A 22,859-nucleotide genomic window follows, 5' to 3' on the forward strand; every position below is an offset into this window, starting at 1 on the left:
GATCCTACAACTAAACGTAAGCTACCATCTTCATTAAAAACCATAACCGGTGACATAGAACTGCGCGGGCGTTTTCCTGGCTCTACACGATTAGCAACTAACTTACCGTTTTTACGAGGAGAAAGTGAGAAATCGGTTAACTGATTATTTAAAATATAACCATTAACCATAACTGTAGAGCCAAATGCCATTTCTATTGAGCTGGTCATTGATACTGCATTACCAAAGCTATCAACAATAGAGACATGCGATGTTGAAGGGAGTTCATACGAATCATCTTGTGCATAACTTAAGTAGTTAACGGGGTCGCCGGCAACTGCATGCTGATCTTTTTCGGTTATGAGTGTTGCGCGTGATTTAATGTAGCTTTTGTTTAATAGCGCTTGAGTTGGTACCTCAGTAAAATCTGGGTCACCCATATATACATTTCTATCGGCAAAGGCAATACGCGACGCTTGGCTGAAGTAGTGAATTGCTTGTTCGCTGTTAGGCTTTAAGGCAGAAATATTTGTATGCTCTAGTAACCCTAGTATTTGTAAAACAGCCACACCGCCACTACTTGGTGGTGCCATAGAACATACGTTATAAACACGGTATTTTATACAAACTGCATCGCGTTCTTTGCTTTTGTATTGTGCAAGGTCTTGCTGAGTTAATTTACCGGGTGCAATTTTTGAATTTTGTACCGCACTTACCATTTTTTTTGCATTTTCACCTTTATAAAACGCATCAATGCCTTCATTAGCAATGGCTTTGTATAAATCAGCAAGCGGCTGATTTTTTTTAACGGTACCGGCCTCAATGAGTTTACCATTTGGGTAAAAGTATTCATTTATCACTGGCATACTCATAACACCTGGATTTAGCTGGCGAGCTAACAAACCATGTAATCGAGGCGATACAACAAACCCTTGTTCAGCAAGTTCAATAGCCGGTTTAAATAGCTGTTCCCAAGGTAATAAACCATAGTGCTTATGCGCATTTGCAAAGGCATGTAGAACACCAGGGACGCCTACAGAACGACCGCCTACAACGGCTTCTATCCATTTGACCGCTTTGCCATGCTTATTTAAAAATAAATTTTCATTCGCATTTTTAGGGGCCGTTTCTCTTCCATCAAAGCTGGTTAACTTATTATTTGCTTTGTTGTAGTACATCATAAATGTACCGCCACCAATACCCGATGACTGAGGCTCAACAAGTGTTAAAACAAGTTGAGTGGCTATTGCTGCATCAACTGCACTGCCGCCTTTTGCTAATATTTGCTGTCCCGCTTGAGATGCATACGGATTTGCCGCGGCAACCATGTATTTGTCACCTACAACAATCTGCTTAGAACTAATTGATGTGGTAGCTTCTGGTTCGCGAACTTCTACTTTTGTGGGTTCTTTTGACAGCACCGGCAAAGACAGCACACCTAAGCCGATAGCAAATAATGAGTTAAGTTTAAAATGCATAAAAAATACTAAAAACACTTAATTACAATAGGTAATTGGCATCTTAAAGTTAAACGGGCACAATATGCAAAAATTAATACTAAAAAAATACAATAAAATGCTTAATTTACCTATACAGCCTCGTTATATTTTACCACCTTTATTATTGATACTTTTTAGCACTATTTTTGCTGCATTTGATTTAAATAATTTACTAGAATTTAACCGAACATTAGTTAACAAAGGTGAGTTTTGGCGTATTTTTACTAGCCAATTTGTACACGCAAATTGGGCCCATTTGGGGTTAAATATAAGCGGGATTTTTTTAATTTGGTTATTACATGGTGAGTATACTACCCCTACCCGGTACTTTCTAAATACAATCACTTTAGCGCTTTGGTGCGGTTTAGGCGTGTATTTTTATTGCCCAGACATACATATCTATACAGGTTTAAGCGCGCTGTTACACGGTGTTATTATTTGGGGCGCAGTAAAAGATATTACACAAGGGCTTAAATCGGGATATTTATTATTCATCGGTGTGTGGGTAAAAATAGCATATGAGCAATTGAGTGGTCCAAGTGCTGATATTGGCGAGCTTATTAATTCGACCGTTGCAATAGATGCTCATTTAATTGGTGCTATTGGTGGATCATTGTTAGGTATCGAGCTTGTTATTAAATATCATAAAAATAGGGCCAAAGGTTAAATAAAAACGCCACTTTAACTAAAGTGGCGTTTTACATTGTTTATTTAAAGAGTGTCTTTGAATAGTTTATAAATGCGGCGGTATTCATCTAACCAACTTGACGGTTGCACAAAACCATGTGGCTCAACTGGGAAGATAGCCGTTTCAAAGTTCTCTTTTTCAAGCTCAATTAAACGCTGAACTAAGCGTACTGAGTCTTGAAAAAATACGTTATCGTCTACCATTGGTGCATTGATCAACAGTGGCTTATTTAAACCTTCTGCAAAGTAAATAGGTGAGCTACGCTCGTATGCAATGGGATCTACATCTGGATGGTTTAAAATATTGCCAGTATAAGCAGTATTGTAGTGTGCCCAATCAGTTACCGGGCGAAGTGCTGCACCTGACTGAAACAACTCTGGTGCAGTAAATAATGCCATAAAGGTCATAAAACCACCATAAGAACCACCGTAGGTGCCTACTGCTTGCGTGTCGACGTTAGCATTTTCAGCCATCCATTTAACACCGTCAGCTAAATCTTGTGTTTCTGGTGTGCCCATTTGACGATAAATAGCTGTACGCCAGTCGCGGCCATACCCTTTAGATGCACGGTAGTCCATATCCATCACCACGTAACCTTCATCAGCTAATAATGAATGAAACATAAACTCTCTAAAGTACACAGACCAACCCATATGTGAGTTTTGTAAATAACCTGCACCGTGATTAAAAATAACTGCTTTACGTGTTTTACCACCTTCGCCCTCTACGTAATCAGCTGGGTAGTATACCTTGGCATATATTGGCGCATCAGTATGGCTAGACGGCACTGCAACTATTTTTGGTGCAGTTAATTTTTTAGATAAAAAAGCGCTTGATACTGTATTAGTTAAACGTGTTGGCGTTGCATTTGCTTTAGCATCCGCAATATATAGCTCGCTAGGCATAGTAATTTTTGAATGAACAAGCAGTAATTTTTCTTCATCTGGACTTAGCGTATAGTCGGTCATGCCATTTAGATCAGTAATTTTTTCACTTTTAGCTGTTTGTGGATCTACACGGAAAATTTCGTATAGACCAGGGTGTTCAACATTAGCTTTGTAATAAATAGCAGAATCATCGCTTGTAACTGTTGGGTTTGATACCTCAAACTCACCCTGAGTTAACGCAACGGCGTTACCGTTTAATGGTTTTTTATAAAGCTGGCTGTACCCAGACTCTTCTGAAAGGTAATAAAGCGTGTTTGCGTTATTCAACCAGCCAAAATTATTAAATGCATAAGCGATCCATGCGTCGTCATGTAAACGATGCTGCGACACCAGTTTATTGTTTTCAAAATCTACGGTCGCAATCCAGCGATCTTTGTTGTCCCACGCTTCAAGCATAATAGCAACTTGCGAACCATCGTTATTCCAAACTATTGGGCTTTGTCCTAATCCCCAATTTGTGATCAAGTTAATAGCGCGTGGTGAATTCTTTGAATCGTAGGTATTACCTAATCGTGCATAATTTTCTTGCTTTACACTTGCTAATACATCTTCATCAAAACCTGGCAGCGAATCAAACGCTAGTGTGTTTTGTGTTTTATCATTTAAATTAATATATATAACTTGCGATGTTTCTTCTTTTGCATCAGCTATGCGACGGCGCACTTTTTTAGGTGCTATGGTGGCGTCGTCAGTCACATAATGTGGCATTATATCGGTGTCACTTCGCCAACTTGATTGTTTTTTTACGACAACTAGTAACGCATCTCCATTGGGTGAAAGTTCTACGTTATCAACTTTATTACCTTTGCCTAAATAGTAACTTGTATTTGCTACAGAAGTATTTTGTTCGTTTATTTTTGCGTTACGTGCGTGTTGGTCTTTTTTATTTTTGTGTTCAAGAGCAATGTATTCAATAAGCTTATGCTGCTCTTTTGCAATGTACGAACTTGGCTCGCTAATTCCTTTTGGTTTATCAGCAAGTTTTAAGTTAGCAATTTCTTGTGTTAACCCCGTTACTAAATCAACTTTAAAAAATATATTTCCTTGGCGATAAGCCAATGTACCATCGTTTAAAAACTGCGGATTAGATTCGTTAGCTGTGCTATGGGTTATTTGGCGCAGTGTGTTAGTTTTAATATTTTTTACAAACACATTGCCTTTAAAAACGTAGGCTTGCAGAGCTTTGTCGTTTGAATAAACCGCGTTTCTAGCACCCAGTGTATGTAGTTTATTTAATGCTATTTGTTCTGCGGTTTGTGACGTTACAGACTGGCTAAATAAGTCACGTAATGTGCTACCTTGTTGCTTTTGAGAATAAATAATTGTTGCTGAATCAGCAGCCCAAAAGGCATTTTGTGGTTGGTTGCCTATCCAATCAGGATCGGCCATTGCTTGTTTTAAAGTTATTTTTTCTGAACCAACATCGGCAGGTGTACTCACCACCGCTTCAACTTTGTTTTTTTCCAAAGCATTATTTGTTGAGGCTGTGTTTGCAGTTGCACTACAGCCCGCAAGCATTACGCTTGAGGCAACAGCTAATGCTACTAACGTTTTAGATGAAGAAAAATTAAAAATCATAGTGCTTCTATACCGTTATTATAATTAACGGGTATTTAAGCAGAAGCACTAAAGTTAATGCAATTTTTTAAGATAAATAGCCATTTAACAGGGTAAAGCTCAGTTTACTTAAGCCTTAATTATTTAATCACTAAATCTAGCCATACTAGGCGATGATCGCTTGATGCACTTCTATCTTTAATTAAGCGATATTGTTCGTTTGATTCAACTGGCCAAAATACCCCGCCTTCTTTAATGTCTAAACCGTAAGTTGATGGCAATACATAGTCTACTCGTGCTTGCCAATTGGCAGTAAAGTGTTGTGCATAGGCAAGTTCATATTGCTGTTTAGCGCCTGCACTTTTAGGTACAAACTGTGCATTAATTAATGGATTTTTTAGCAATTGATCTGTTGTTTCTAAACGCGCTTTATCACCTTCTGGTGCTGCGTTTAAATCCCCTAAAATAACAAAACGTGACTGAGCATCTAGCCCACCTTTGTTGCCATTATCATCATATAGGTACTCTGCATTGGCTACGTAGTCGGCAATTAATCTAATTTCGTCATGGTTACGTTTACCATTTCTATCTTCTTCGCCGTCAAACACAGGAGGCGTAGGGTGAGACGCCAATATATGCACTGCTTTGTTATCAATAACTACGGGGACATCCCAAAACGATTTAGAACTTAATCTAAGCGCTTGCCACTCTTGTGCGTTATACCAATTCTCGCCTGTTTTTGGCATTAACGGCATTTTTGCATTAGGCATATCTTTGTATTTAAAAGTTTGAAGCGTTCTGATTTTGTCAAAATCGATTGGGTATTTCGATAATATAGCCATACCATAATGCCCTTCAAAAAAGCCAAAGCCTTGGGCATCACCCATTACTTTACTTTTTTTACCATCGTTATCTAGGTCAAACTCTGTCGCAAGGCCAGTATTGACCGGGGCTATATAAGAATAAGGATAATCTATGGCTTTTTGCTTGTTTTGGCTTACGGCTAAGTAATGCGTTTTAAAGTAATCAATACCTTGCTCTTTAGGAACAAAATCAAATTCGTTCAGTAAAATAATATCAGGGCGAACGCGCTGAATAATTTCTGCAATATTTTTAATCTGTTGTGTGTTTGAGGTAAGCGCGTTGACTAAGGCATCACTTTTAATAGGCTCGCCTTTGGCGGTGTAATTTGTGGCATCCATACTTACATTAAACGTTGCAACACGAATTGTATCCGTTGCGTACGCATTGAGACTCAATGAAGCAGCTGTTAGCAACGCACCAAACGTTAGATCAAATTTCATTTAATTATCCTACTTATAGAAAAGCAATTTTGATTATTTAATAATGTAACCTGTTTTTGTTTTTTCAGGCAAAAAAAAGCCGAGTTTACTCGGCTTTTATTATTCCATTGTTTGTATTCGCTAAGTTTTGAACTAGTCGGACAGTAACTGCTTCTAAGACCTGCTCAATCCCTAAATAACATCCATGTGCAAAACAGTAATAAGGCTTCCCTAATCATAACCTACTAGACCATATAGCTTTAGCCATACAAAAAACCAATCCTAGCCTAGAATGAGTTTTTCTGCCGTTTTTAAAATTCCCGGGTAATCGTGTTCTGGTAAATAATCAGTTAATTGGCTTAACTTATCTGACAGGTCATTCATATTATGAGCCGATACATTTATATGACCCATTTTACGACCTGGCTTCGCCGTTTTACCGTACCAATGACTTGTCACATCAGGTAATGTAAGTACCTCAGCAGGGATACTTGCTTGTCCGAGTACATTGATCATAGCCGTAATATGTTTAAGCTCAGTATTACCAAGTGGTAAACCTGCAACGGCACGCATATGATTTTCAAATTGCGAACAATGGCAACCTTGCTGCGTCCAATGACCTGAGTTATGTACACGCGGTGCAATTTCATTGACTAATAGTGTGCCCATTACATCAAAAAACTCAATGGCCAATACACCTACATAGTTAAGTTCGTTTGCAATTTTTGTAAATGCATCGTTTGCTTGAGCTTCAACATTTTGGTTATTTTTACCCGCAACCGACAGTGTTAACACACCGTTGGTGTGCTCGTTTTCTGTTAATGGATAAATTGCAACATTACCGTGCTTATCTCGTGCGCCAATAATCGATACTTCTCGATCAAACGGGATCATTTTTTCAGCAATAATGGTATGCGGTGCATCTTGTGTTCCCGATGCTATAAACTCAGCCATTTCAGACCAAATTTCATCAATTTGATCATCAGATTTTAAACGCCACTGCCCTTTACCATCGTACCCTGCTTGGCAGGTTTTTATAACAAGTGGCTTACCCAGGTTTTTAGCGGCCAACTCCAAATGTGCTTTTTCTGTAATTAACTGATAAGGCGCGCATTCAACACCGGTTTTGTTAAGTAACGCTTTTTCTAGTGCTCTATCGCCACCCGTTTTAATTGCAGCTTTACCCGGATAAAACTTATTACTGTTGCAGCATAGCGTTAATACATCATCAGGAATATGTTCAAATTCTGCTGTGATTGCATCAGCGTCACTAATAGCTTGTTCAAGTGAAGTAGTGTAAATCTCACCCGTTAGCGGGTGCTTAATTTGTTTAGTTCCCACATCGTAGGCAACTACATTCAAATTAAGCGGAGCGCCTGCAAGGCTCATCATACGTGCAAGTTGTCCTGCACCTAAAATTAAAATATTCATTGTTACTCTGCAGGGTTTGGGTTGGCTAATATTGTGTCTGTTTGATTTTTACGAAACGCTTCGATTTTTTCAAAAATGTCGGGGTTATGGCACCCTAAAATTTGTGCGGCTAATAAGCCTGCGTTTGCAGCGCCTGGTTCACCAATTGCTAAGGTACCTACTGCTACTCCTTTTGGCATTTGGCAAATTGACAATAGAGAATCAACACCATTTAATGCCTTTGATTTCACAGGAACGCCTAAAACAGGAACAGATGTAAAAGCCGCTGCCATACCCGGTAAATGGGCTGCGCCACCTGCGCCGGCAATAATAACTTTAATTCCACGTTCTGCAGCAGAGCTTGCATAATCAGCAAGTAATTGAGGAGTGCGGTGTGCGGATACAACTTTGGTTTCGTACTTAATACCAAACTGCTCTAGCATCAGTGCAGCGTGTTCCATGGTTGGCCAATCTGACTTAGAACCCATAATAATGCCAACAGTCATAAATACTCCTCAGTAATGTATTTTAAAATAGCGGACTTATGTCCGGTTTTAGGCGGGTATTATACCCAAACACGTTTAATTTGCGAGGTTCGAATGGTATTAAATGAAGATTAAAGGCTAATTTTTTATAAATAATTAACACGCAACAAAAACAAAAAAAGCCATGTTAAACATGGCTTTTTGTAAATCTGAAATTACAACGTAATTACGCTTCTTTACTTGCTAGGTACTCAGAGTAATTACCTCTAAAGTCGATTATTTTACCGTATTTAATTTCCCATATACGGGTTGCAACAGAAGAGACAAACTGTCGGTCATGCGATACAAAAAGTAAAGTGCCTTCGTATGCTTCAAGGGCTAAGTTTAGTGCTTCAATCGATTCCATATCCATGTGGTTGGTTGGCTCATCCATTAAAAGTATGTTTGGTTTATGCATCATAATTTTGCCAAACAACATACGGCCTTGCTCACCACCTGATATTACTTTTACCGACTTTTTAATATCGTTCTGTGAGAACAACATACGACCTAAGAAACTACGAACAACTTGTTCATCGTCGCCTTCTTGCTGCCATTGCTCCATCCACTCAAACAAATTCATGTCTTTTTCGAATTCGTCAGCGTGGTCTTGCGCATAGTAGCCAATGTTAGCGTTTTCAGACCACTTAAATTCACCTGCCTGTGGTGTAAGTTTACCTGCTAACGTGTTAAGTAACGTTGTTTTACCTACGCCGTTTTCACCAATTATGGCGATACGCTCGCCAACTTCTACTAAACCTTCAAGGCCTGAGAATAAAGTATTGTCTTCAAAACCTTGACTAATACTTGTCATTTCTAGCGCGTTGCGGAAAAGTTGTTTTTCTTGGTCAAAACGAATAAACGGTGTTTGACGAGATGATGCTTTTACTTCGTCTAACTGAATTTTATCGATACGCTTGGCACGCGATGTGGCTTGTTTAGCTTTTGAAGCATTAGCCGAGAAGCGTGATACAAACTGCTGGAGCTCGGCAATTTGACTTTTCTTCTTAGCATTTTCACTTAGTAGGCGTTCACGTGCCTGCGTTGCTGCAAACATGTATTCGTCGTAGTTACCTGGGTAAATACGTAGCTCACCGTAATCTATGTCGGCCATGTGTGTACAAACAGAGTTTAAGAAGTGACGGTCATGCGAAATGATGATCATAGTACAATCGCGTTGATTCAATACATCTTCTAACCACTTGATAGTGTATATGTCCAAGTTATTGGTAGGCTCATCAAGTAGCATAATATCAGGGTCAGAAAACAGAACCTGTGCAAGTAACACTCGAAGTTTAAAACCCGGTGCAATTTCTGACATAGGACCATAGTGCTGCTCAGTAGCAATACCAACACCTAATAAAAGCTCACCCGCTTTAGACTCGGCTGAGTAACCATCCATTTCAGCAAATTCAGTTTCAAGATCGGCTACTTTCATACCGTCTTCTTCACTCATTTCAGGTAAAGAATAAATACGATCACGTTCTTGTTTAATAGCCCATAACTCTTTGTGACCCATGATCACAGTATCAATTACAGAGTATTCTTCGTAAGCAAACTGGTCTTGATTTAGTTTAGCAACACGCTCATTTGGATCAGTGCTTACGTTACCCGAAGATGGCTCTAGTTCACCACTGAGTATTTTCATAAATGTTGATTTACCACAACCATTTGCACCAATTAAACCGTAACGGTTTCCTTCGCCAAATTTTGCTGAGATATTTTCAAATAACGGTTTAGCACCAAATTGCATGGTGATGTTAGCTGTACTAATAATAGCGCTACCCTCCAAGGGAGACAGGATGTATTTAAATTGCGCGCAGTTTAAACCAAAATGGCCTATTTTTCTATCACAAATCAAACTTACCAAGCACCAAAACTTAATGATTAAGAGTATAGATTTCTTATTTTATTTTGTATTTACCTCATTGTTAATATTAAATTTAAGGCTAAATAGCCATGCTCATATAAATTTTTAAAAATTAAGTAAGGTTATGCTATTTAATTGAAAAACATAAGAATTAGAGTTTTTATACTAGAAACATAATTAATAGCTAACTTGAAAAATCATCACAATAATTAAATGTTTTTAAGGTTGTAAATTTTCAAACCACTTGTGTATTTACTATAAAAATACACATTCATAACAACTTAAAAACACAATTAACTCAGCGTGAATGTCTACCTATTATGTAAAAAATTTCGATGATGTTTTTTCACTTTTGACAAACAAAGGTGTTTGCTAGTGTGCCCTGCACTTATGATTAACCACATCGCAAACAAGGAAACACACAATGAAATTGAAACTAACATCAATGCTAGTAGCAATAATAGTTAGCCCTTCAGTATTCTCTGAAGTAAACATATACACGGACGAGCGCAATTCAATGAGTGTGGGTGGTTTTATAGACGTAAGAGTAATAAATACGCAAAACCAAACTGAAGTCGTGAACGGTACATCACGTATAAATTTTAAAATTGATCGAAAACTTAAGCAAGGCTGGAAAGCCTTAGGACTAGTTGAATGGGGTGTAAACCCTGTAGGTAGTAGCGATATTATTTACAACAATCGCTTTGAATCAATCCAGGATGAATTTTTATATAACCGTTTAGGCTATGCCGGCCTCTCGCATGATAAATACGGGCAAATTACAATTGGTAAGCAATGGGGTGCATGGTACGACGTTGTTTATAGCACAAATAACAGCTTTGTATGGGATGGTAATGCAGCGGGTGTTTATACCTATAACAAGGACGATGGCGCAGTAAACGGTACGGGCCGAGGCGATAAACTTATTCAATATCGTAATAGCTACAATGACTTAAGTTTTACACTGCAAGCACAGCTCAAAAACAGCGAGTTTTATACCTGTGACGTTAGTGACATTACAGAACAAGAATGCGAAACGTTTTGGAATGCAGGCGATACAGCTGCCCAACAAGTAGAATTTAACTACACATTTGGTGCTTCGGTTACTTATACCCCTACTGACATGATAACGCTTACAGCTGGTGTAAACCGAGGCGAGTTTGATTTGACTTACGGTGATGGCACCACACAAAATGTTGAAGACCTAATATATGGTGCAGGCATTATGTGGGGTCGCGTAGATCAAAAAGGTCTTTATTTTGCAGCTAATATTAATAAAAACAAAAATCATGACACCGATAATCTGGGTCGCTTAATTAAAGACGCAATAGGTATAGAAACATTTGCATCGTACCGCTTTGATAACGATGTTCGCCCTTTTATTGCCTACAACGTATTTGATGCAGGCGATGATTACGTTATTCAGCCAAACTTTAATACCGATCCGAACGATGTATTTAAACGTCAATTTGCTGTTATTGGTGTTCATTATTTAATTGACGAAGACACAATTGCGTATATAGAAGCACGTAAAGATTTTAGTGACTTTGAAAGCAATGATAAAGATCAGCAAGCACAAATGGAGCAGTCAGAAGATGACGGCATCGCATTTGGATTTAGATATCAATTGTAGAAAGCAATTACCCTTTCGCGCTCTAGTGACTTAGGGCGCTGTGCCCTAACCTCACTCTTGCTTATTATTTCTCATAAACAATCACCTGCTAAGATTAGCTTTTACCACATATTGTATGATGTGTTCTTTATGGGTTTTGCATAAAGTTACTTAAAGCAAACCTATATATATTTTGTAGGCTGTTTAAAATGCTTGGTTTAGCAACATATTAAGGCCTTTCATTTAAAAACTTTTGATATCCACCTAACGCATCTGCAACACTTAGTCTTGGATTATCGTTATGCTCCGCATTGGGATTAATAATAGATTCCCACTTTAAGTGCTCGTTAGGGCTGGCCTTTAATGCTTGCTCTAAATTACTATACGCCTCCAACATAAGTGGATGCTCTTCCTCACCTACCGATAAAAACAAATACGTTGGCTTTTTAAACATTTTATTCGACGCCTGTAAAAACGAGTCAACTTTGTTTACTACCGTCATATCGTCATACCATGCGGCAGGACTAAACGCGAAATAGCCATTAAACAGATCCGGTTTAGTATGAAGTGTATATAACACAAAACTGCCACCAGCAGAAAACCCACTTAAAATACGGTTATTGTTTAATTTAAATCGATTAGTCAAATAAGGTAATAATTCTAACTCTATAAACTGTAAAAACTTATCTGCTTCTCCGTTGGGTTCTATATTGTTTGTTGCAGGCGCTTGGGTATTAACGTCTTGGCGAGCATAAGGAGGTACCAAATCACGATTTCGAGTAGCCGTAAAAAACAAGTTAGGGATTGATACCAATATAGCTTGTTCGGCCTTTGCTTTGTTTGAGAGTGACGCTAATGTTTCATTCCACGTATCTAGGTTAAAGTTACCATCGGTTTTTATTATTAACGAATAAACTTTATTGGTATCGTAGTTAACGGGTAGCCTAATAAATACCTTACGCGATTCATTTAAAATTTTTGAATCAAGTGTAATGTCTGTATAAGCCGATACATAATGATTGTAGTAGCGACCGCCTAAAATAAGTAAGCTTAACGTAATGACAGCTAATACGAGGTTAATTAGATAGTTTTTATTAATTTTTAAAGACATGTATCTCTCTTTTTACTAATTATTTTTAAGACTACAAAACCAAATATTTTCGTTATTAGTAAACCCTAGTCCCTCAAGTAACTTGCACGAAGCCGTATTAGCTTTGTTAACCTCTGCGTAAAGCATTATTAACTCGTAATGCATAACAAGTTTTGGAATTAAAGTTTGCAGCGTTTCTTTCATGTAGCCCTGTTGCCAAAATTCAGGATCTAATTCAAAACCCAAAAATGCGGTTCTTGTTTCTTTATTAATTTTATACAGACCACAACTACCAATTACTTTATTGAGGGTATTCTGTTTAATCGTAAAGCGTATAACTTCTCCCTCATAATAGCTGCTAATATCATTTTGTATTAATTGTTTAATATCACTTTTGCTAAGGGGTGTTGTGTAGTCATTAAACTGGCTAACAAGAGGATTATTTAAAATAGCATGCATACTGGCAGCATCTTTATGGGATATTAACCGAAGCGTGACACGAGGTGTAGCCAAATTTTTATACATGTTGTAATACAAAATTAAATAGCACTTTATGAACGCGTATTATTAACTTACCATACCGTATTAACAAGCATTAAATTGAGAGCAGCCAATCATGAGTGACGACTTTAAAGTGATACAACCAACAACAACAGTTTACTGCCCTAAACGTGGTGAAGGTTGGACCCTAACCGGCATTACTAATATAAATGAGTTTACCTCAGTCATGTTTGATGGCACACGTTACACATTACCAGCACGTGAAATTATTGAAGAGCTACTCCCTAACCAGCTAGCTCGAGAACAAAATAGCTAACGCTCCATCAATAGAAAAGGCTGCAGTTATGCAGCCTTTTTTATAATTTGCGCCAATTTAAAACGTATCGTCTTCATCGTAAACGTTTACGTTCAAATCATCATCATGTTCAAAAACGACAAATGTAATTGGCTTACAGCATACTTGGCAGTCTTCTATATATTGTTCATCAATATCAGCCGCATCAAGTAATACTTCAATGCTTTCGCCGCAATACGGGCAGTTTATCGATTTTTCGGTTAACTGGTTCATTTAACACCTGCTAATTTTATTCATCAATGTTTCCACTTTAATAAACACGCTTTAATAATACAACATAGTGTTATGTGGGTTACTTATTCGAAATGTGGCTTTAATTACAAAGTATTACGTACATTACTTTGCACCTAGCCTACTAAACAATGAAATAGTAATAACAGTTAGCAGGTCTAGCTATAAAGAATATGTATTTAAACTCATACTAGAGGTAGATTATTATATGAAAAAATCACTTACGCTTGCATTAACATCTGCCGCAATTTTATTTAGCACTTTTACTCATGCTGCAAAAACCGAAAAAGCGGTTTTAGCCGGCGGGTGTTTTTGGTGTATGGAAAGCGACTTTGAAAAGCTTGAAGGTGTAAAAGATGTAATATCAGGCTTTACAGGCGGTAAGCTTAAAAACCCAACCTACAGTGGTAACCACAAAGGCCATTACGAGGCAGTACAAATTACTTACGACCCGCAAGTAGTCAGCTACAAAGGCATACTTGATCACTATTGGGTGAATATTGATCCCTTTGATGCCAAAGGCCAATTTTGTGATAAAGGCCCTAGCTATTTAAGCGCGATTTTTGTAGCTAACGAGCAAGAACGTAAAATAGCTGAACAAACCAAACAGGCCGTTGTGAATGAGTTTCCTAATCAAACAGTAGTAACGCCTATACTAAACGCCTCCACCTTTTATCCCATTAAAGGAAAAGAAAGCTACCATCAGGATTATTATAAAAATAATCCTATTCGCTACAACACATATCGTTGGCGATGTGGTCGTGACAGCCGTCTTGAAGATATATGGGGCGACAGAGTCACCCATTAATAGCTGCTGTTAAATCAGGCTGCATTTTGTGTAGCCTTTTAAGCTTAAGCCACTCTATTATTAATTTTTTATATATACTGTTTACTTTAAAGTGCTATTTATTAATTTTAATTACACCAATAAAATAGACTCCTAAATTGTTAAACCTGTATTCAATAACTGGAGTGACACAATATGAAAACTAATCAATTACAACTAGCCAGAGCACTTGATTTACCAACACGTCAAGCTATGTTAAACCGTGAGCATTCAGTTCAACAGTTTTGGTCAAACAATAACGAGTTAATAACAAATGCTTGGAGTGAATGGGAACTAAGCGAACTTAATCAATCAGCTTTTACACTCGATGATTCTTTGCTTGATAAAAACTTACGCGAAGCGATTACTAAAGCTTGGCAAGATCCTACTAAAGAACATTTAGTAAAATCGCTTCTTAAAGAAGTAGCACCAGATGTGTACGAGTTTCAATTTTTTGACCCAGAGCGTCTATCTGATTTACGCGGTTACCTTGAGCAAGTGTGGAGCTCTGATATCCCTATGCGCCCACCATACTGAATTGTATTAAACAGGCGGGGTGTAATGCTTGATAAGCGTTCAAGTGGTTATTTAGCAGCGCCAAATTTTCAGGCATTTTACAATGAGATCTTAAACAATTATATGAGACCCATTTCTCGCTTATTGTTCCCTGAGATTATGGGTTATGACACGCAAACAATTGGGTTTTCTATTTACTACGATCCCAACACAGATGCGTCTATTCGCCCACATACCGATGCGTCAGCGGTCACGTTAAATATTAATTTAAATTTACCTGAAGAAAAATTTACAGGATCAGAACTCGACTTTTATGACCAACAAACAGGTAAAGTCACTCAGCTCAGTTTTAACCCGGGTTGTGCAATGATACACCGTGGCAATGTTGCTCATGCTGCTAAACCTATCCTAACAGGTGATAGAACAAATTTTGTAATGTGGTTATTTGGTGACCGAGGCCGCTTACCAGCACATGGTGCACAACGTAATCATATAGATGCAAAAGAGCGCTGGACTACGCCACAATCAATTCCTGACGGTTATGTACCCTTTTAGTATTAATACTATTGAAAGAGAAACTAACTGTATAAAAGGCTGCTATCAAAAGCAGCCTTTTCATTGTATGACTTACTTAAATTCAAAATCTATATGCTGCAGAAAACTTAACGTTTCTTGGTGTACCAGGTTGTACCCACGCATCGGCAAACGAGTTTGTGTAATACGTTTCATCAAACAGGTTATTTACCTCAGCCGCAATGCCAATTTTGTCTGTCACATCGTAATTTACAAAAACACGTGCTGTTGTGTAACTTGGTAACTCAAAGTCGGTACCAAAAAAGCCGTTACGCTTACCCACATGTAACAAACCACCACCAAACTTAATGGCTTTACCGTAAAGCGCTGTAGATTGCACTAACTGTAAACTAAGCTGTTGCTCAGGCACGTTTAATAGTGATGCACCCGCTTCTACTGTGTAACCAAAGTTAGCATCAGAAAATGAGTTTTCGATTGTTGCATCAACATAGGCATACGACGCCCAAATTTCAAGCGTATCTGTAAGCTCACCCGTTAGGTCTATTTCTATCCCTCTACTTTGTGCTTCACCAATGGCTGCGTAAGTAAACGCTGTTGCATCGTCTACTACTAGCATGTTGTCTTGCTCTACTTTAAACACGGCAACAGTACCAAATAATGCGCCATCGTTTAATGTAAATTTAACACCAAGCTCAGCAGATGCAGATTGGTTTGGCTCAAAACCATTACCATTAGCATCGGAACCTGAAAGCGGACGGAAGTTTTCACCGTAAGCACCATAAACAGATACATAATCACTTGCTTCATAAACCACACCAAACTGCGGGCTCACGCGCGACTCAGTTTGTTTAGTGTTGGTGTTAACTAAGCGGTTATTTAAGCGCTGCTCGTAATCATCAAAACGTGCACCAATACGTATATCTAACTTATCTGTTAGGCTTATTTGGTCTTGAATGAATACCCCTACCGATTCTTGAATTTCTACGCGGTCAGTATTTGATGTTGGCGTTGGTAATGCATACGCGCCGTAAACAGGGTTAAATACATTAATGTATTGATCGCCACGTACACGCAGTGCAAATTGATCATTTTCAAATTTATCGGTATCTATTCCGATTATTAAACGATTTTCAAAGCCTCCTACGTTAACGTTACCGCTCACTTCAGCTCTCAGTACTTGATAAGTAGAATCGTAATCACGATAGCGTCTAAAGCGGTTTACTTCGTCATTAACTACACCACCAAAGCCGGTTTCGGTTGCAAAGCCTTCTAAAGAAGTATCGCGGTAGTTGGCACCAAATAAAATGCTCCAGCTATCATCAAAGTCATGAATATATTCTAACTGGTGCCCCAGTACATCGGCTTCAATTGGGCCATCGCCCGGCTCACCTAAAAAGCGGCTTTCAGGTATAAGGCCAAGCTCGCCATCTATGGCTAATACACCTCTATCAAACGGTACTTCTTGGTCGCTATATTCAAGTTCGTATATTAGTTGGCTGTTATTATTAATATTCCACACGATTGACGGGCTAAAGCCTTGCTTAGTGGTTTCTATGGTATCTCTAAAGCTTTCGGCGTCTTCGTAAAAACCAACCAGTCTAATTGCTACGTCGTCGTTAAACGCTGTAGTGTAATCAATATCGGCGCGGTAAGTATCAAAACTACCTACAGAGAGTTTAATTTCGCCTGCGGTGTCAAACGTTGGACGTTTAGTAACTAAGTTTACGGTGCCACCTGGTTCACCACGGCCAAATAAAGCCGCTCGCGGACCTTTTAAAACCTCTACCGACTCAATACCCGACAAATCACGTGAGCCTCCAAAGCCACGTCCTGCATTAAAGCCATTTACTAAGTAGTTACTTGGCAGGTTTTCGTCACCTACAAAGCCACGTAACGAAAAGCTATTCCACAGCCCACCAAAGTTGTTTTGTCGCGCAACCGAGGCTGATAAATCAAGCGCTTGATCAAGGCTTACTGCGCCTGCGTTTTCAAGGGCTTCTAAATCAATTTTAAGCTCTGACTGCGGTGTTTCTAAAGGGCTAAAGTTACCTTGATATGCCTGGCGAGATGCAACAACGGTTACTTTTTCAATTGCGTCATCCTTTACGCTTTTATTTTGCTGGTTTTGCTCAGCGGCCATAACGTGGCTGCTAAATAAGCTTACTAAGCAAGTACTTAAATAGGTGAGCTTGAGCCCTTTTGTATTGGTTTTCATTGTGAACCTTGTGAGTAATGTAAGTATTTTATAGTTATGTAGTATTTTTAATCGCGCTAAACAGGTACGTTTAGCGCTGTATTTTTAGTTGCCGCTTTGTGTGGTGTTTTCAAAGCGTGGCATGTTTTCAAGGGCTGCTTTAGTTGGGTCGCCTTGGTAAAATAACCACGGGTAGTAAAACTCTCGTAATTGTTGATGATAATCTCTAATTTGCTGCTCATAAGCATACGCGGCAATTGAATCGGTATTGGCAGCACGGGTTAAGCTGCGCTGCAATAACAGCGGTGGCGAAACCCAAGATACAAAACCGGCTAACTGGTATTTTTTAGCGGCTGCGTCGCGATAGGCCTTTGAAAGCTCTGCCGCTTTTAAATCGCCCATTTGTTGAAATGCGTAATACCACTTCCATTCAAATTCGCTTTTCATATCAATATATGGTGCAAGCGCTGGGTACTCTTTAATGAAAGGCTGCATAGTGGCAGATTTTGGTAAATCCCACGCATCATTTACGGCCTCGCGTTGAGTAAGCATAATGTCGCCACCTTTAGGCGAATGCACTGACTTGTTTATAGCAAGGTCGCCTAAAATAGGAATAATAAAAGCAAACAACACCCACAAACCAATTAAGCTAGAGGCAACACGTGGCGCACTGGTTGCATTTTTACCCCACCACACGCTTAGTGCAGTCCAAAATGCAAGGTAGGCAATACACAACAGCGATACATACGCCACTTCAAACCCGCTTGCCCCAGCTATAAATGCACCCACAAAAAATGGCAGCATTAAACACACTGTTATTGCTACAAACCTTACGGTTATACGAGCGCCCCACAAAGCAAAGTAAGACTTAGCTGTAGTGACTAATAAATCGTGCCTACCGCTGGTACGCTCGCTGGCAAATAAATCATGAAACAGCAAAATAATAACCAGTGGCGCTAGCGCACTAATTACGAACACAAAATCTATTTTACCGGCCTGAGCCAGCTCAGCATTTTGTGCATCGCTTTCGTAAATTTGCCCCTCAAGTGCTAATAAATTAATGCGGTGTTTCCATGGGAATATATCGCGCTCACCTAAGGCAGCAAATGCCAATTTAGATGGCTGCGAGTACGTTAAATGAAAGCTGTAATACGCTAACATGCCTGCATCGCTTTGCTTTTTCTGTACTTTAGCGCGGTCGCTTTGATCTGCTGCTTTTAAACGCTCTATTGTTTGCTGCTGTGCGCTTACTTCACTTAAACCGCTGTAAATAGCAAAACCCGATAAAATAAAGCTACACAGTAGTAATACCACTACGTATTTTTGGCGCAGTAAAAAGCCCCATTCACGCATAAGTTGTGTAATTAAATAGCTCATAACAAACGTTTTCCTACAAATTTCATACCGCCGACAAGTACTACAATCCACAGTAATAACTGTAAAAAAGCAGGTACACTTCTTTGTGCGCGAACATCTGCACTGTCCACATTAAAATTAAAGTCTTGAAGTATTTGCCAGTTTTGAGCGCTTACACGTGCTTTTTTAGTGGCTGCAGCATTGGCGTTTCGGTTCATGTCAACTTTGTAATCAAGCTCTTCAATATGAACTTTGTTAAGCCCTTGCACAAAATCAAAACGAAGTTGCTCAGTTTCGCGTAAAAAGCGATGATGCGTTTCTATACTTGTACCCACCACAATCATAGAAAGCGAGCGAATAGCCACCATAGGGGATACCCAACCAAAATAACGCGATACCTGCGTTTGCTTAAGTTCGGCTTGCATACGTTGCTCAGCAAATTGGTTTAGTACGTTGGCTTGTTTAGCCTCTGATCCACTGGCTACTAAACCTCTAAAGTTTACTGGCAGCTCATCAATGCTATTTACGTTGTACTTTTTAAGGAGTGATTGTTTAAATTGCTTAAATGCAGGGTCGTTAGTGTTATGGCCATCGCCTAGTTTTCTAAGCTCGGCTTTAACAGCAAAATCGGTTTCTATTTTACCGGCAGATGGCACAGCCGTTGAGGCCGTAGTACTTGCTACTCGCGGCATAACAATACACAGTAAAATCCATACAAACGCAAGCGCCGTAAAACTACCACTGTTTTTACTAAACACGCTCGATGCGAGTAAAATCAGTAATACCCACACAGTTAAATATAAAGCGTAACCGACAACAAAACTGGCAACGGCTAATAAGCTTTCTCCCGCAGATACCGTAAACAAAGCCGATACAGCCAGTGGCGCAATAACTAAGCCCACTACCGAAAGCAACGCTAAACCTTTACCGGCAATAAGCGTAATACCCGACGTGCCTTGCGCTAATAAATACGACAGAGTTTGCGATTCACGCTCACGACTAATAGAGCTGTAGCCAATTAATATAAGCAGTAACGGCGCTAATGTTTGCACTATAAAAGCAGGCGTTAAGCTACCTAATTTAGTAAGCGCTGTACCTTGTCGTTGATCGGCGAACATTGCACTATTTTGCCTATGCCCTTCTAAAAATATTGAGTTACCTGTGTATGCGTCAATACCTGGGTCGAGGATGCTTAGTGGTGAAGGCGTTCTAAAGGCATAGTGCCCGTAATGCACCATTCTGTGTGGATGACGATCGGGCTGTTCAACAAAGCTTTGCTCGGCATTTGATTGAAGTTCATGGCGATCATGGCTTAGTTTAAGCATAGTAATTGCGGTCACCACAACCGATGAAAGCGTAAGCAATAAACCAATAGCTAAAACGGTCATTGCTAGTTTTGAGCGAAGCCAATAGCGCCATTCATCTTTGGCAACTATAACCACCTTTGAAAAGTTATTTATACTCATTACGCGCCTCTTTGCGCAAAGGCTGCGTGCACTTGTTCGGTATCAATGCGGCCGTTTTCTGGCGCGTCAAATTCGCCCACCAGCTCACCAGCTCTTAGTAACCCAATACGGTTAGCTACTTGGCAGGCGCCGTATACATCATGCGTAACCATTAAAATAGTAGCACCCGTTAATGCAAGCTCGCGCACTAACTGGTTAAACTCATCTATGGCAACAGGGTCAAGGCCCGAGGTAGGTTCATCAAGTAAAAATATCGGGGCTTCACGTAAAATAGCCAATGCAATCGCGGTTTTTTGCTTCATGCCTTTAGAATAAGTTTGCATAGGACGCTCCCATGCAGCCTGTTGCAGCGCTACACGGTTAAACGCGGCATTAATCTGCTCATCTGTTTTATTAATATCAGCAAGTGACAAAAAGTATTTTACGTTTTCGCGTGCTGTTAAATGCGGGTATAACGTTGCAGACTCAGGTAAGTACGCCGTTTTAGTGCGAACAAAGTCAAGTGCTTTGCTCACCTCTTTACCCGCTACTTTTACCGAGCCTTTTGTTGGTTTATTAAAACCCAGTAACGTTTTTAACGTGGTTGATTTACCCGCACCGTTACCGCCAAGTAGTGCATAAATTTCGCCTGAGCCCACAGTAAAATTTAAGTTTTTTAAAATGGCGTTATTTTTAATACTAAAACTTAGCGAGTCCACTTCAATAATGGCTTCACCTTTAATTCTATGAGTACCATTTAATAAAAAATTGCTATTTTTTTCAGCTCGTTGAGGTTCTACTTGTGATGTTTGATTAATTGCAGTAGGTGTTGTCACATTCACACTCTATTAAAGAAAAATTCAATGTGGAGGATGTTATACTATAACAACAATTAATTGCAACAATATAACATTGTATTTTTAATCAATATTTCAAGCAGCTGAACGTGTAAAATAATATGACACTAAAAGCGTGATCACAGACCATCAACCCTAGCATTCTGGCGAGTTGGTAATTTAAGATATTGTGCTATCTTTTTATTATGTTTAATTAAATAAACACAGGATAACATGCGGATCATAGGCTTCATTATCATCGTATTAATGGCAATATCTGCAACTGATAGAAGCTATGCAAATGACATTGATGTTCAATTTAGCGGATTTGCATCTTTTGCCCTTAGTTACACTGACGACTCAGATATTGGCTTTGCATCTAATTATTCAAATGTAAACAAGTCTGGTTTTTCAGCTACGCGTGATTCAATTTTAGGTGGCCAGGCAAATATATCTTTGTCAAATAACTGGGATTCTGTAGTTCAAATAGTGATACAAGATCATGCATTCAAAAGCTTTGATAATTTTTTAGAACTTGCATTTGTACGTTACCGACCATCACGTAACTGGGCCATCCGCGCAGGTAGGTTAAACAGCGACCTTTACTTACTTTCTGAGTACCCTTACGTTGGATACGCTTACTTGTGGGTGCGCCCGCCTCATTCGTATTACTCGTTTGCAAACATTGCAGGTAATTTTGATGGAATAGACGTTGAATACAGTAAAGCCATTAACGATGGCTTCTTACGCTTAAAACTCGCTTATGGTGGCTCTACAGCAAAAATACACGCTTATAATGACGATTTTTTTATTGATTTTGATAACTTAACAACCCTCAGTGCAACATACTCTTTAGATGCATGGACAATGCGCTTTTCGTTATCAAGGTCCGCTTTTGGCGATTACAAACTAACCGCATTGGATGAGTTTATATCTTCACTAGATTCAGTACCACAAATAATATGGCCACAAGCACAAACAATATCGAACAAATTTAATACCGAGGGAAATAGTATAAAGTACGCTGCATTTGGGCTTACTTACGATTATGATAATTGGCTTATTCAATCTGAAATGGGTATTTCAGAGTCCGATTGGATAATTGCACCATCAGTTCTCAACAGTTACATTAGCGCAGGTTACCGAGTAAACAATGCAATATTTTACACTAGCTTTTCTGCAGCAAAAAACCGCCACAATGTAATTAAAGTAATTGACCCTGTTTTCTCACCCGGTACACCTGAACAAATATCAAAACCAATACAACAACTGGCTCTTGCTGCTCAAGCTTCAATTAAGATTCCCTATGTACATCAGCATTCGATAAACGTAGGTGTAAAATGGCAACTGTCAGAACGGTTAGCTCTAAAAGCTCAACTAGATCGCTTTGATATAAAACCAGTTGGGGCGGGATTATGGAGCTTAAGTAATCCTGCAGATGTCGATAAAGGTCACAAAGTACATGTACTCAGCTTAAATGCTAGCATGGTTTTTTAGTTATGATAATCGCTCGTAACCTTTGCTTTAATTTAATACTTTCCATGTTTCTGCTAGTTGTTAGCATGTATGCCGAGTCTACTGAATTTGTTGTAGTGGTAAACAAAAA

Annotated in this window: 18 protein-coding genes and 1 pseudogene; 6 read left to right on the forward strand and 13 right to left on the reverse strand. The window is 39.0% G+C overall.

Annotated features, from left to right (window positions below; genetic code table 11):
• Positions 1–1,457 (reverse strand): gamma-glutamyltransferase (gene ggt / locus BCG07_RS15515; protein ID WP_286890991.1); only part of this gene is annotated, 1,457 nt, incomplete at its 3' end.
• Between the two features lie 64 nt (positions 1,458–1,521).
• Between ggt and rrtA the strand changes: the two genes are divergently transcribed.
• On the forward strand, positions 1,522–2,145 hold the full coding sequence (rrtA, locus tag BCG07_RS15520; RefSeq protein ID WP_286890993.1) for a rhombosortase: 624 nt from the start codon (positions 1,522–1,524) through the stop codon (positions 2,143–2,145).
• Positions 2,146–2,189: 44 nt separating this feature from the next.
• Here the strand turns inward: rrtA and BCG07_RS15525 are convergent, their stop codons facing one another.
• The 5 genes from BCG07_RS15525 to BCG07_RS15545 form a co-directional block, all read right to left on the reverse strand.
• Positions 2,190–4,691, reverse strand: a complete 2,502-nt coding sequence (locus BCG07_RS15525) for a S9 family peptidase (protein ID WP_286890994.1) — start codon at positions 4,689–4,691, stop codon at positions 2,190–2,192.
• Positions 4,692–4,810: 119 nt separating this feature from the next.
• Positions 4,811–5,974 carry an endonuclease/exonuclease/phosphatase family protein gene (locus tag BCG07_RS15530; protein WP_286890995.1) on the reverse strand — a complete coding sequence of 388 codons (1,164 nt, stop codon included), beginning with the start codon at positions 5,972–5,974 and terminating at the stop codon, positions 4,811–4,813.
• 261 nt (positions 5,975–6,235) lie between these two features.
• Positions 6,236–7,384, reverse strand: a complete 1,149-nt coding sequence (locus BCG07_RS15535) for a 5-(carboxyamino)imidazole ribonucleotide synthase (protein ID WP_286890997.1) — start codon at positions 7,382–7,384, stop codon at positions 6,236–6,238.
• A gap of 2 nt (positions 7,385–7,386) precedes the next feature.
• A complete protein-coding gene (purE, locus tag BCG07_RS15540) occupies positions 7,387–7,869 on the reverse strand; it encodes a 5-(carboxyamino)imidazole ribonucleotide mutase (protein WP_006792966.1) in 483 nt (160 codons plus the stop codon).
• Positions 7,870–8,074: 205 nt separating this feature from the next.
• Entirely contained in the window at positions 8,075–9,664 is a 1,590-nt protein-coding gene (locus BCG07_RS15545; RefSeq protein ID WP_286891011.1) for an ABC-F family ATPase, read from the reverse strand.
• A 517-nt stretch (positions 9,665–10,181) separates the two neighbouring features.
• On the opposite strand from BCG07_RS15545, the gene BCG07_RS15550 reads away from it, so the two are divergent.
• The gene (locus BCG07_RS15550) at positions 10,182–11,390 is read left to right on the forward strand and encodes a porin (RefSeq protein ID WP_286891000.1); all 1,209 of its coding nucleotides are present in this window, start codon (positions 10,182–10,184) and stop codon (positions 11,388–11,390) included.
• Between the two features lie 208 nt (positions 11,391–11,598).
• Here the strand turns inward: BCG07_RS15550 and BCG07_RS15555 are convergent, their stop codons facing one another.
• Both BCG07_RS15555 and BCG07_RS15560 read right to left on the reverse strand, forming a co-directional pair.
• Positions 11,599–12,480: an alpha/beta hydrolase gene (locus tag BCG07_RS15555; RefSeq protein WP_286891002.1), complete on the reverse strand. Its 882-nt coding sequence runs from the start codon at positions 12,478–12,480 to the stop codon at positions 11,599–11,601.
• Positions 12,481–12,495: 15 nt separating this feature from the next.
• A complete protein-coding gene (locus BCG07_RS15560; protein ID WP_286891003.1) occupies positions 12,496–12,984 on the reverse strand; it encodes a GNAT family N-acetyltransferase in 489 nt (162 codons plus the stop codon).
• 91 nt (positions 12,985–13,075) lie between these two features.
• On the opposite strand from BCG07_RS15560, the gene BCG07_RS15565 reads away from it, so the two are divergent.
• Positions 13,076–13,276: a hypothetical protein gene (locus tag BCG07_RS15565; RefSeq protein ID WP_006792973.1), complete on the forward strand. Its 201-nt coding sequence runs from the start codon at positions 13,076–13,078 to the stop codon at positions 13,274–13,276.
• A 57-nt stretch (positions 13,277–13,333) separates the two neighbouring features.
• Here the strand turns inward: BCG07_RS15565 and BCG07_RS15570 are convergent, their stop codons facing one another.
• Complete coding sequence (locus tag BCG07_RS15570; protein WP_006792974.1) at positions 13,334–13,528, reverse strand: CPXCG motif-containing cysteine-rich protein; 195 nt, start codon at positions 13,526–13,528, stop codon at positions 13,334–13,336.
• 226 nt (positions 13,529–13,754) lie between these two features.
• Here BCG07_RS15570 and msrA point away from each other — a divergent pair, with 226 nt between their 5' ends.
• Together msrA and BCG07_RS15580 are read left to right on the forward strand one after the other, a co-directional pair.
• A complete protein-coding gene (gene msrA, locus BCG07_RS15575) occupies positions 13,755–14,354 on the forward strand; it encodes a peptide-methionine (S)-S-oxide reductase MsrA (protein WP_039037031.1) in 600 nt (199 codons plus the stop codon).
• A gap of 174 nt (positions 14,355–14,528) precedes the next feature.
• A pseudogene (locus BCG07_RS15580) lies at positions 14,529–15,443 on the forward strand (2OG-Fe(II) oxygenase family protein).
• A gap of 82 nt (positions 15,444–15,525) precedes the next feature.
• Here BCG07_RS15580 and BCG07_RS15585 read toward each other — a convergent pair.
• The 4 genes from BCG07_RS15585 to BCG07_RS15600 form a co-directional block, all read right to left on the reverse strand.
• On the reverse strand, positions 15,526–17,637 hold the full coding sequence (locus BCG07_RS15585; protein WP_286891004.1) for a TonB-dependent siderophore receptor: 2,112 nt from the start codon (positions 17,635–17,637) through the stop codon (positions 15,526–15,528).
• Between the two features lie 84 nt (positions 17,638–17,721).
• Positions 17,722–18,993 carry a DUF3526 domain-containing protein gene (locus BCG07_RS15590; protein WP_203987194.1) on the reverse strand — a complete coding sequence of 424 codons (1,272 nt, stop codon included), beginning with the start codon at positions 18,991–18,993 and terminating at the stop codon, positions 17,722–17,724.
• On the reverse strand, positions 18,990–20,438 hold the full coding sequence (locus BCG07_RS15595) for an ABC transporter permease (RefSeq protein WP_286891007.1): 1,449 nt from the start codon (positions 20,436–20,438) through the stop codon (positions 18,990–18,992). The genes BCG07_RS15590 and BCG07_RS15595 overlap by 4 nt, the downstream gene beginning before the upstream one ends.
• Positions 20,438–21,253: an ABC transporter ATP-binding protein gene (locus BCG07_RS15600; RefSeq protein WP_286891008.1), complete on the reverse strand. Its 816-nt coding sequence runs from the start codon at positions 21,251–21,253 to the stop codon at positions 20,438–20,440. The genes BCG07_RS15595 and BCG07_RS15600 overlap by 1 nt, the downstream gene beginning before the upstream one ends.
• 234 nt (positions 21,254–21,487) lie before the next feature.
• On the opposite strand from BCG07_RS15600, the gene BCG07_RS15605 reads away from it, so the two are divergent.
• Entirely contained in the window at positions 21,488–22,750 is a 1,263-nt protein-coding gene (locus BCG07_RS15605) for a hypothetical protein (RefSeq protein ID WP_286891010.1), read from the forward strand.
• The last annotated feature ends 109 nt before the right edge of the window (positions 22,751–22,859 follow it).

Source organism: Pseudoalteromonas sp. ESRF-bin5 (genome assembly GCF_002632075.1).
GTDB lineage: Bacteria > Pseudomonadota > Gammaproteobacteria > Enterobacterales > Alteromonadaceae > Pseudoalteromonas > Pseudoalteromonas marina.

What these genes read in the sequence shown, in the direction of transcription:
- BCG07_RS15595 (WP_286891007.1), bottom strand. Translation starts at nt 20,438, where the DNA reads ATGAGTATAAATAACTTTTCAAAGGTGGTTATAGTTGCCAAAGATGAA.
- rrtA (WP_286890993.1), top strand. Translation starts at nt 1,522, where the DNA reads ATGCAAAAATTAATACTAAAAAAATACAATAAAATGCTTAATTTACCT.
- BCG07_RS15530 (WP_286890995.1), bottom strand. Translation starts at nt 5,974, where the DNA reads ATGAAATTTGATCTAACGTTTGGTGCGTTGCTAACAGCTGCTTCATTG.
- BCG07_RS15590 (WP_203987194.1), bottom strand. Translation starts at nt 18,993, where the DNA reads ATGAGCTATTTAATTACACAACTTATGCGTGAATGGGGCTTTTTACTG.
- BCG07_RS15585 (WP_286891004.1), bottom strand. Translation starts at nt 17,637, where the DNA reads ATGAAAACCAATACAAAAGGGCTCAAGCTCACCTATTTAAGTACTTGC.
- BCG07_RS15560 (WP_286891003.1), bottom strand. Translation starts at nt 12,984, where the DNA reads ATGTATAAAAATTTGGCTACACCTCGTGTCACGCTTCGGTTAATATCC.
- purE (WP_006792966.1), bottom strand. Translation starts at nt 7,869, where the DNA reads ATGACTGTTGGCATTATTATGGGTTCTAAGTCAGATTGGCCAACCATG.
- BCG07_RS15535 (WP_286890997.1), bottom strand. Translation starts at nt 7,384, where the DNA reads ATGAATATTTTAATTTTAGGTGCAGGACAACTTGCACGTATGATGAGC.
- BCG07_RS15525 (WP_286890994.1), bottom strand. Translation starts at nt 4,691, where the DNA reads ATGATTTTTAATTTTTCTTCATCTAAAACGTTAGTAGCATTAGCTGTT.
- BCG07_RS15605 (WP_286891010.1), top strand. Translation starts at nt 21,488, where the DNA reads ATGCGGATCATAGGCTTCATTATCATCGTATTAATGGCAATATCTGCA.
- BCG07_RS15570 (WP_006792974.1), bottom strand. Translation starts at nt 13,528, where the DNA reads ATGAACCAGTTAACCGAAAAATCGATAAACTGCCCGTATTGCGGCGAA.
- BCG07_RS15555 (WP_286891002.1), bottom strand. Translation starts at nt 12,480, where the DNA reads ATGTCTTTAAAAATTAATAAAAACTATCTAATTAACCTCGTATTAGCT.
- BCG07_RS15550 (WP_286891000.1), top strand. Translation starts at nt 10,182, where the DNA reads ATGAAATTGAAACTAACATCAATGCTAGTAGCAATAATAGTTAGCCCT.
- BCG07_RS15565 (WP_006792973.1), top strand. Translation starts at nt 13,076, where the DNA reads ATGAGTGACGACTTTAAAGTGATACAACCAACAACAACAGTTTACTGC.
- msrA (WP_039037031.1), top strand. Translation starts at nt 13,755, where the DNA reads ATGAAAAAATCACTTACGCTTGCATTAACATCTGCCGCAATTTTATTT.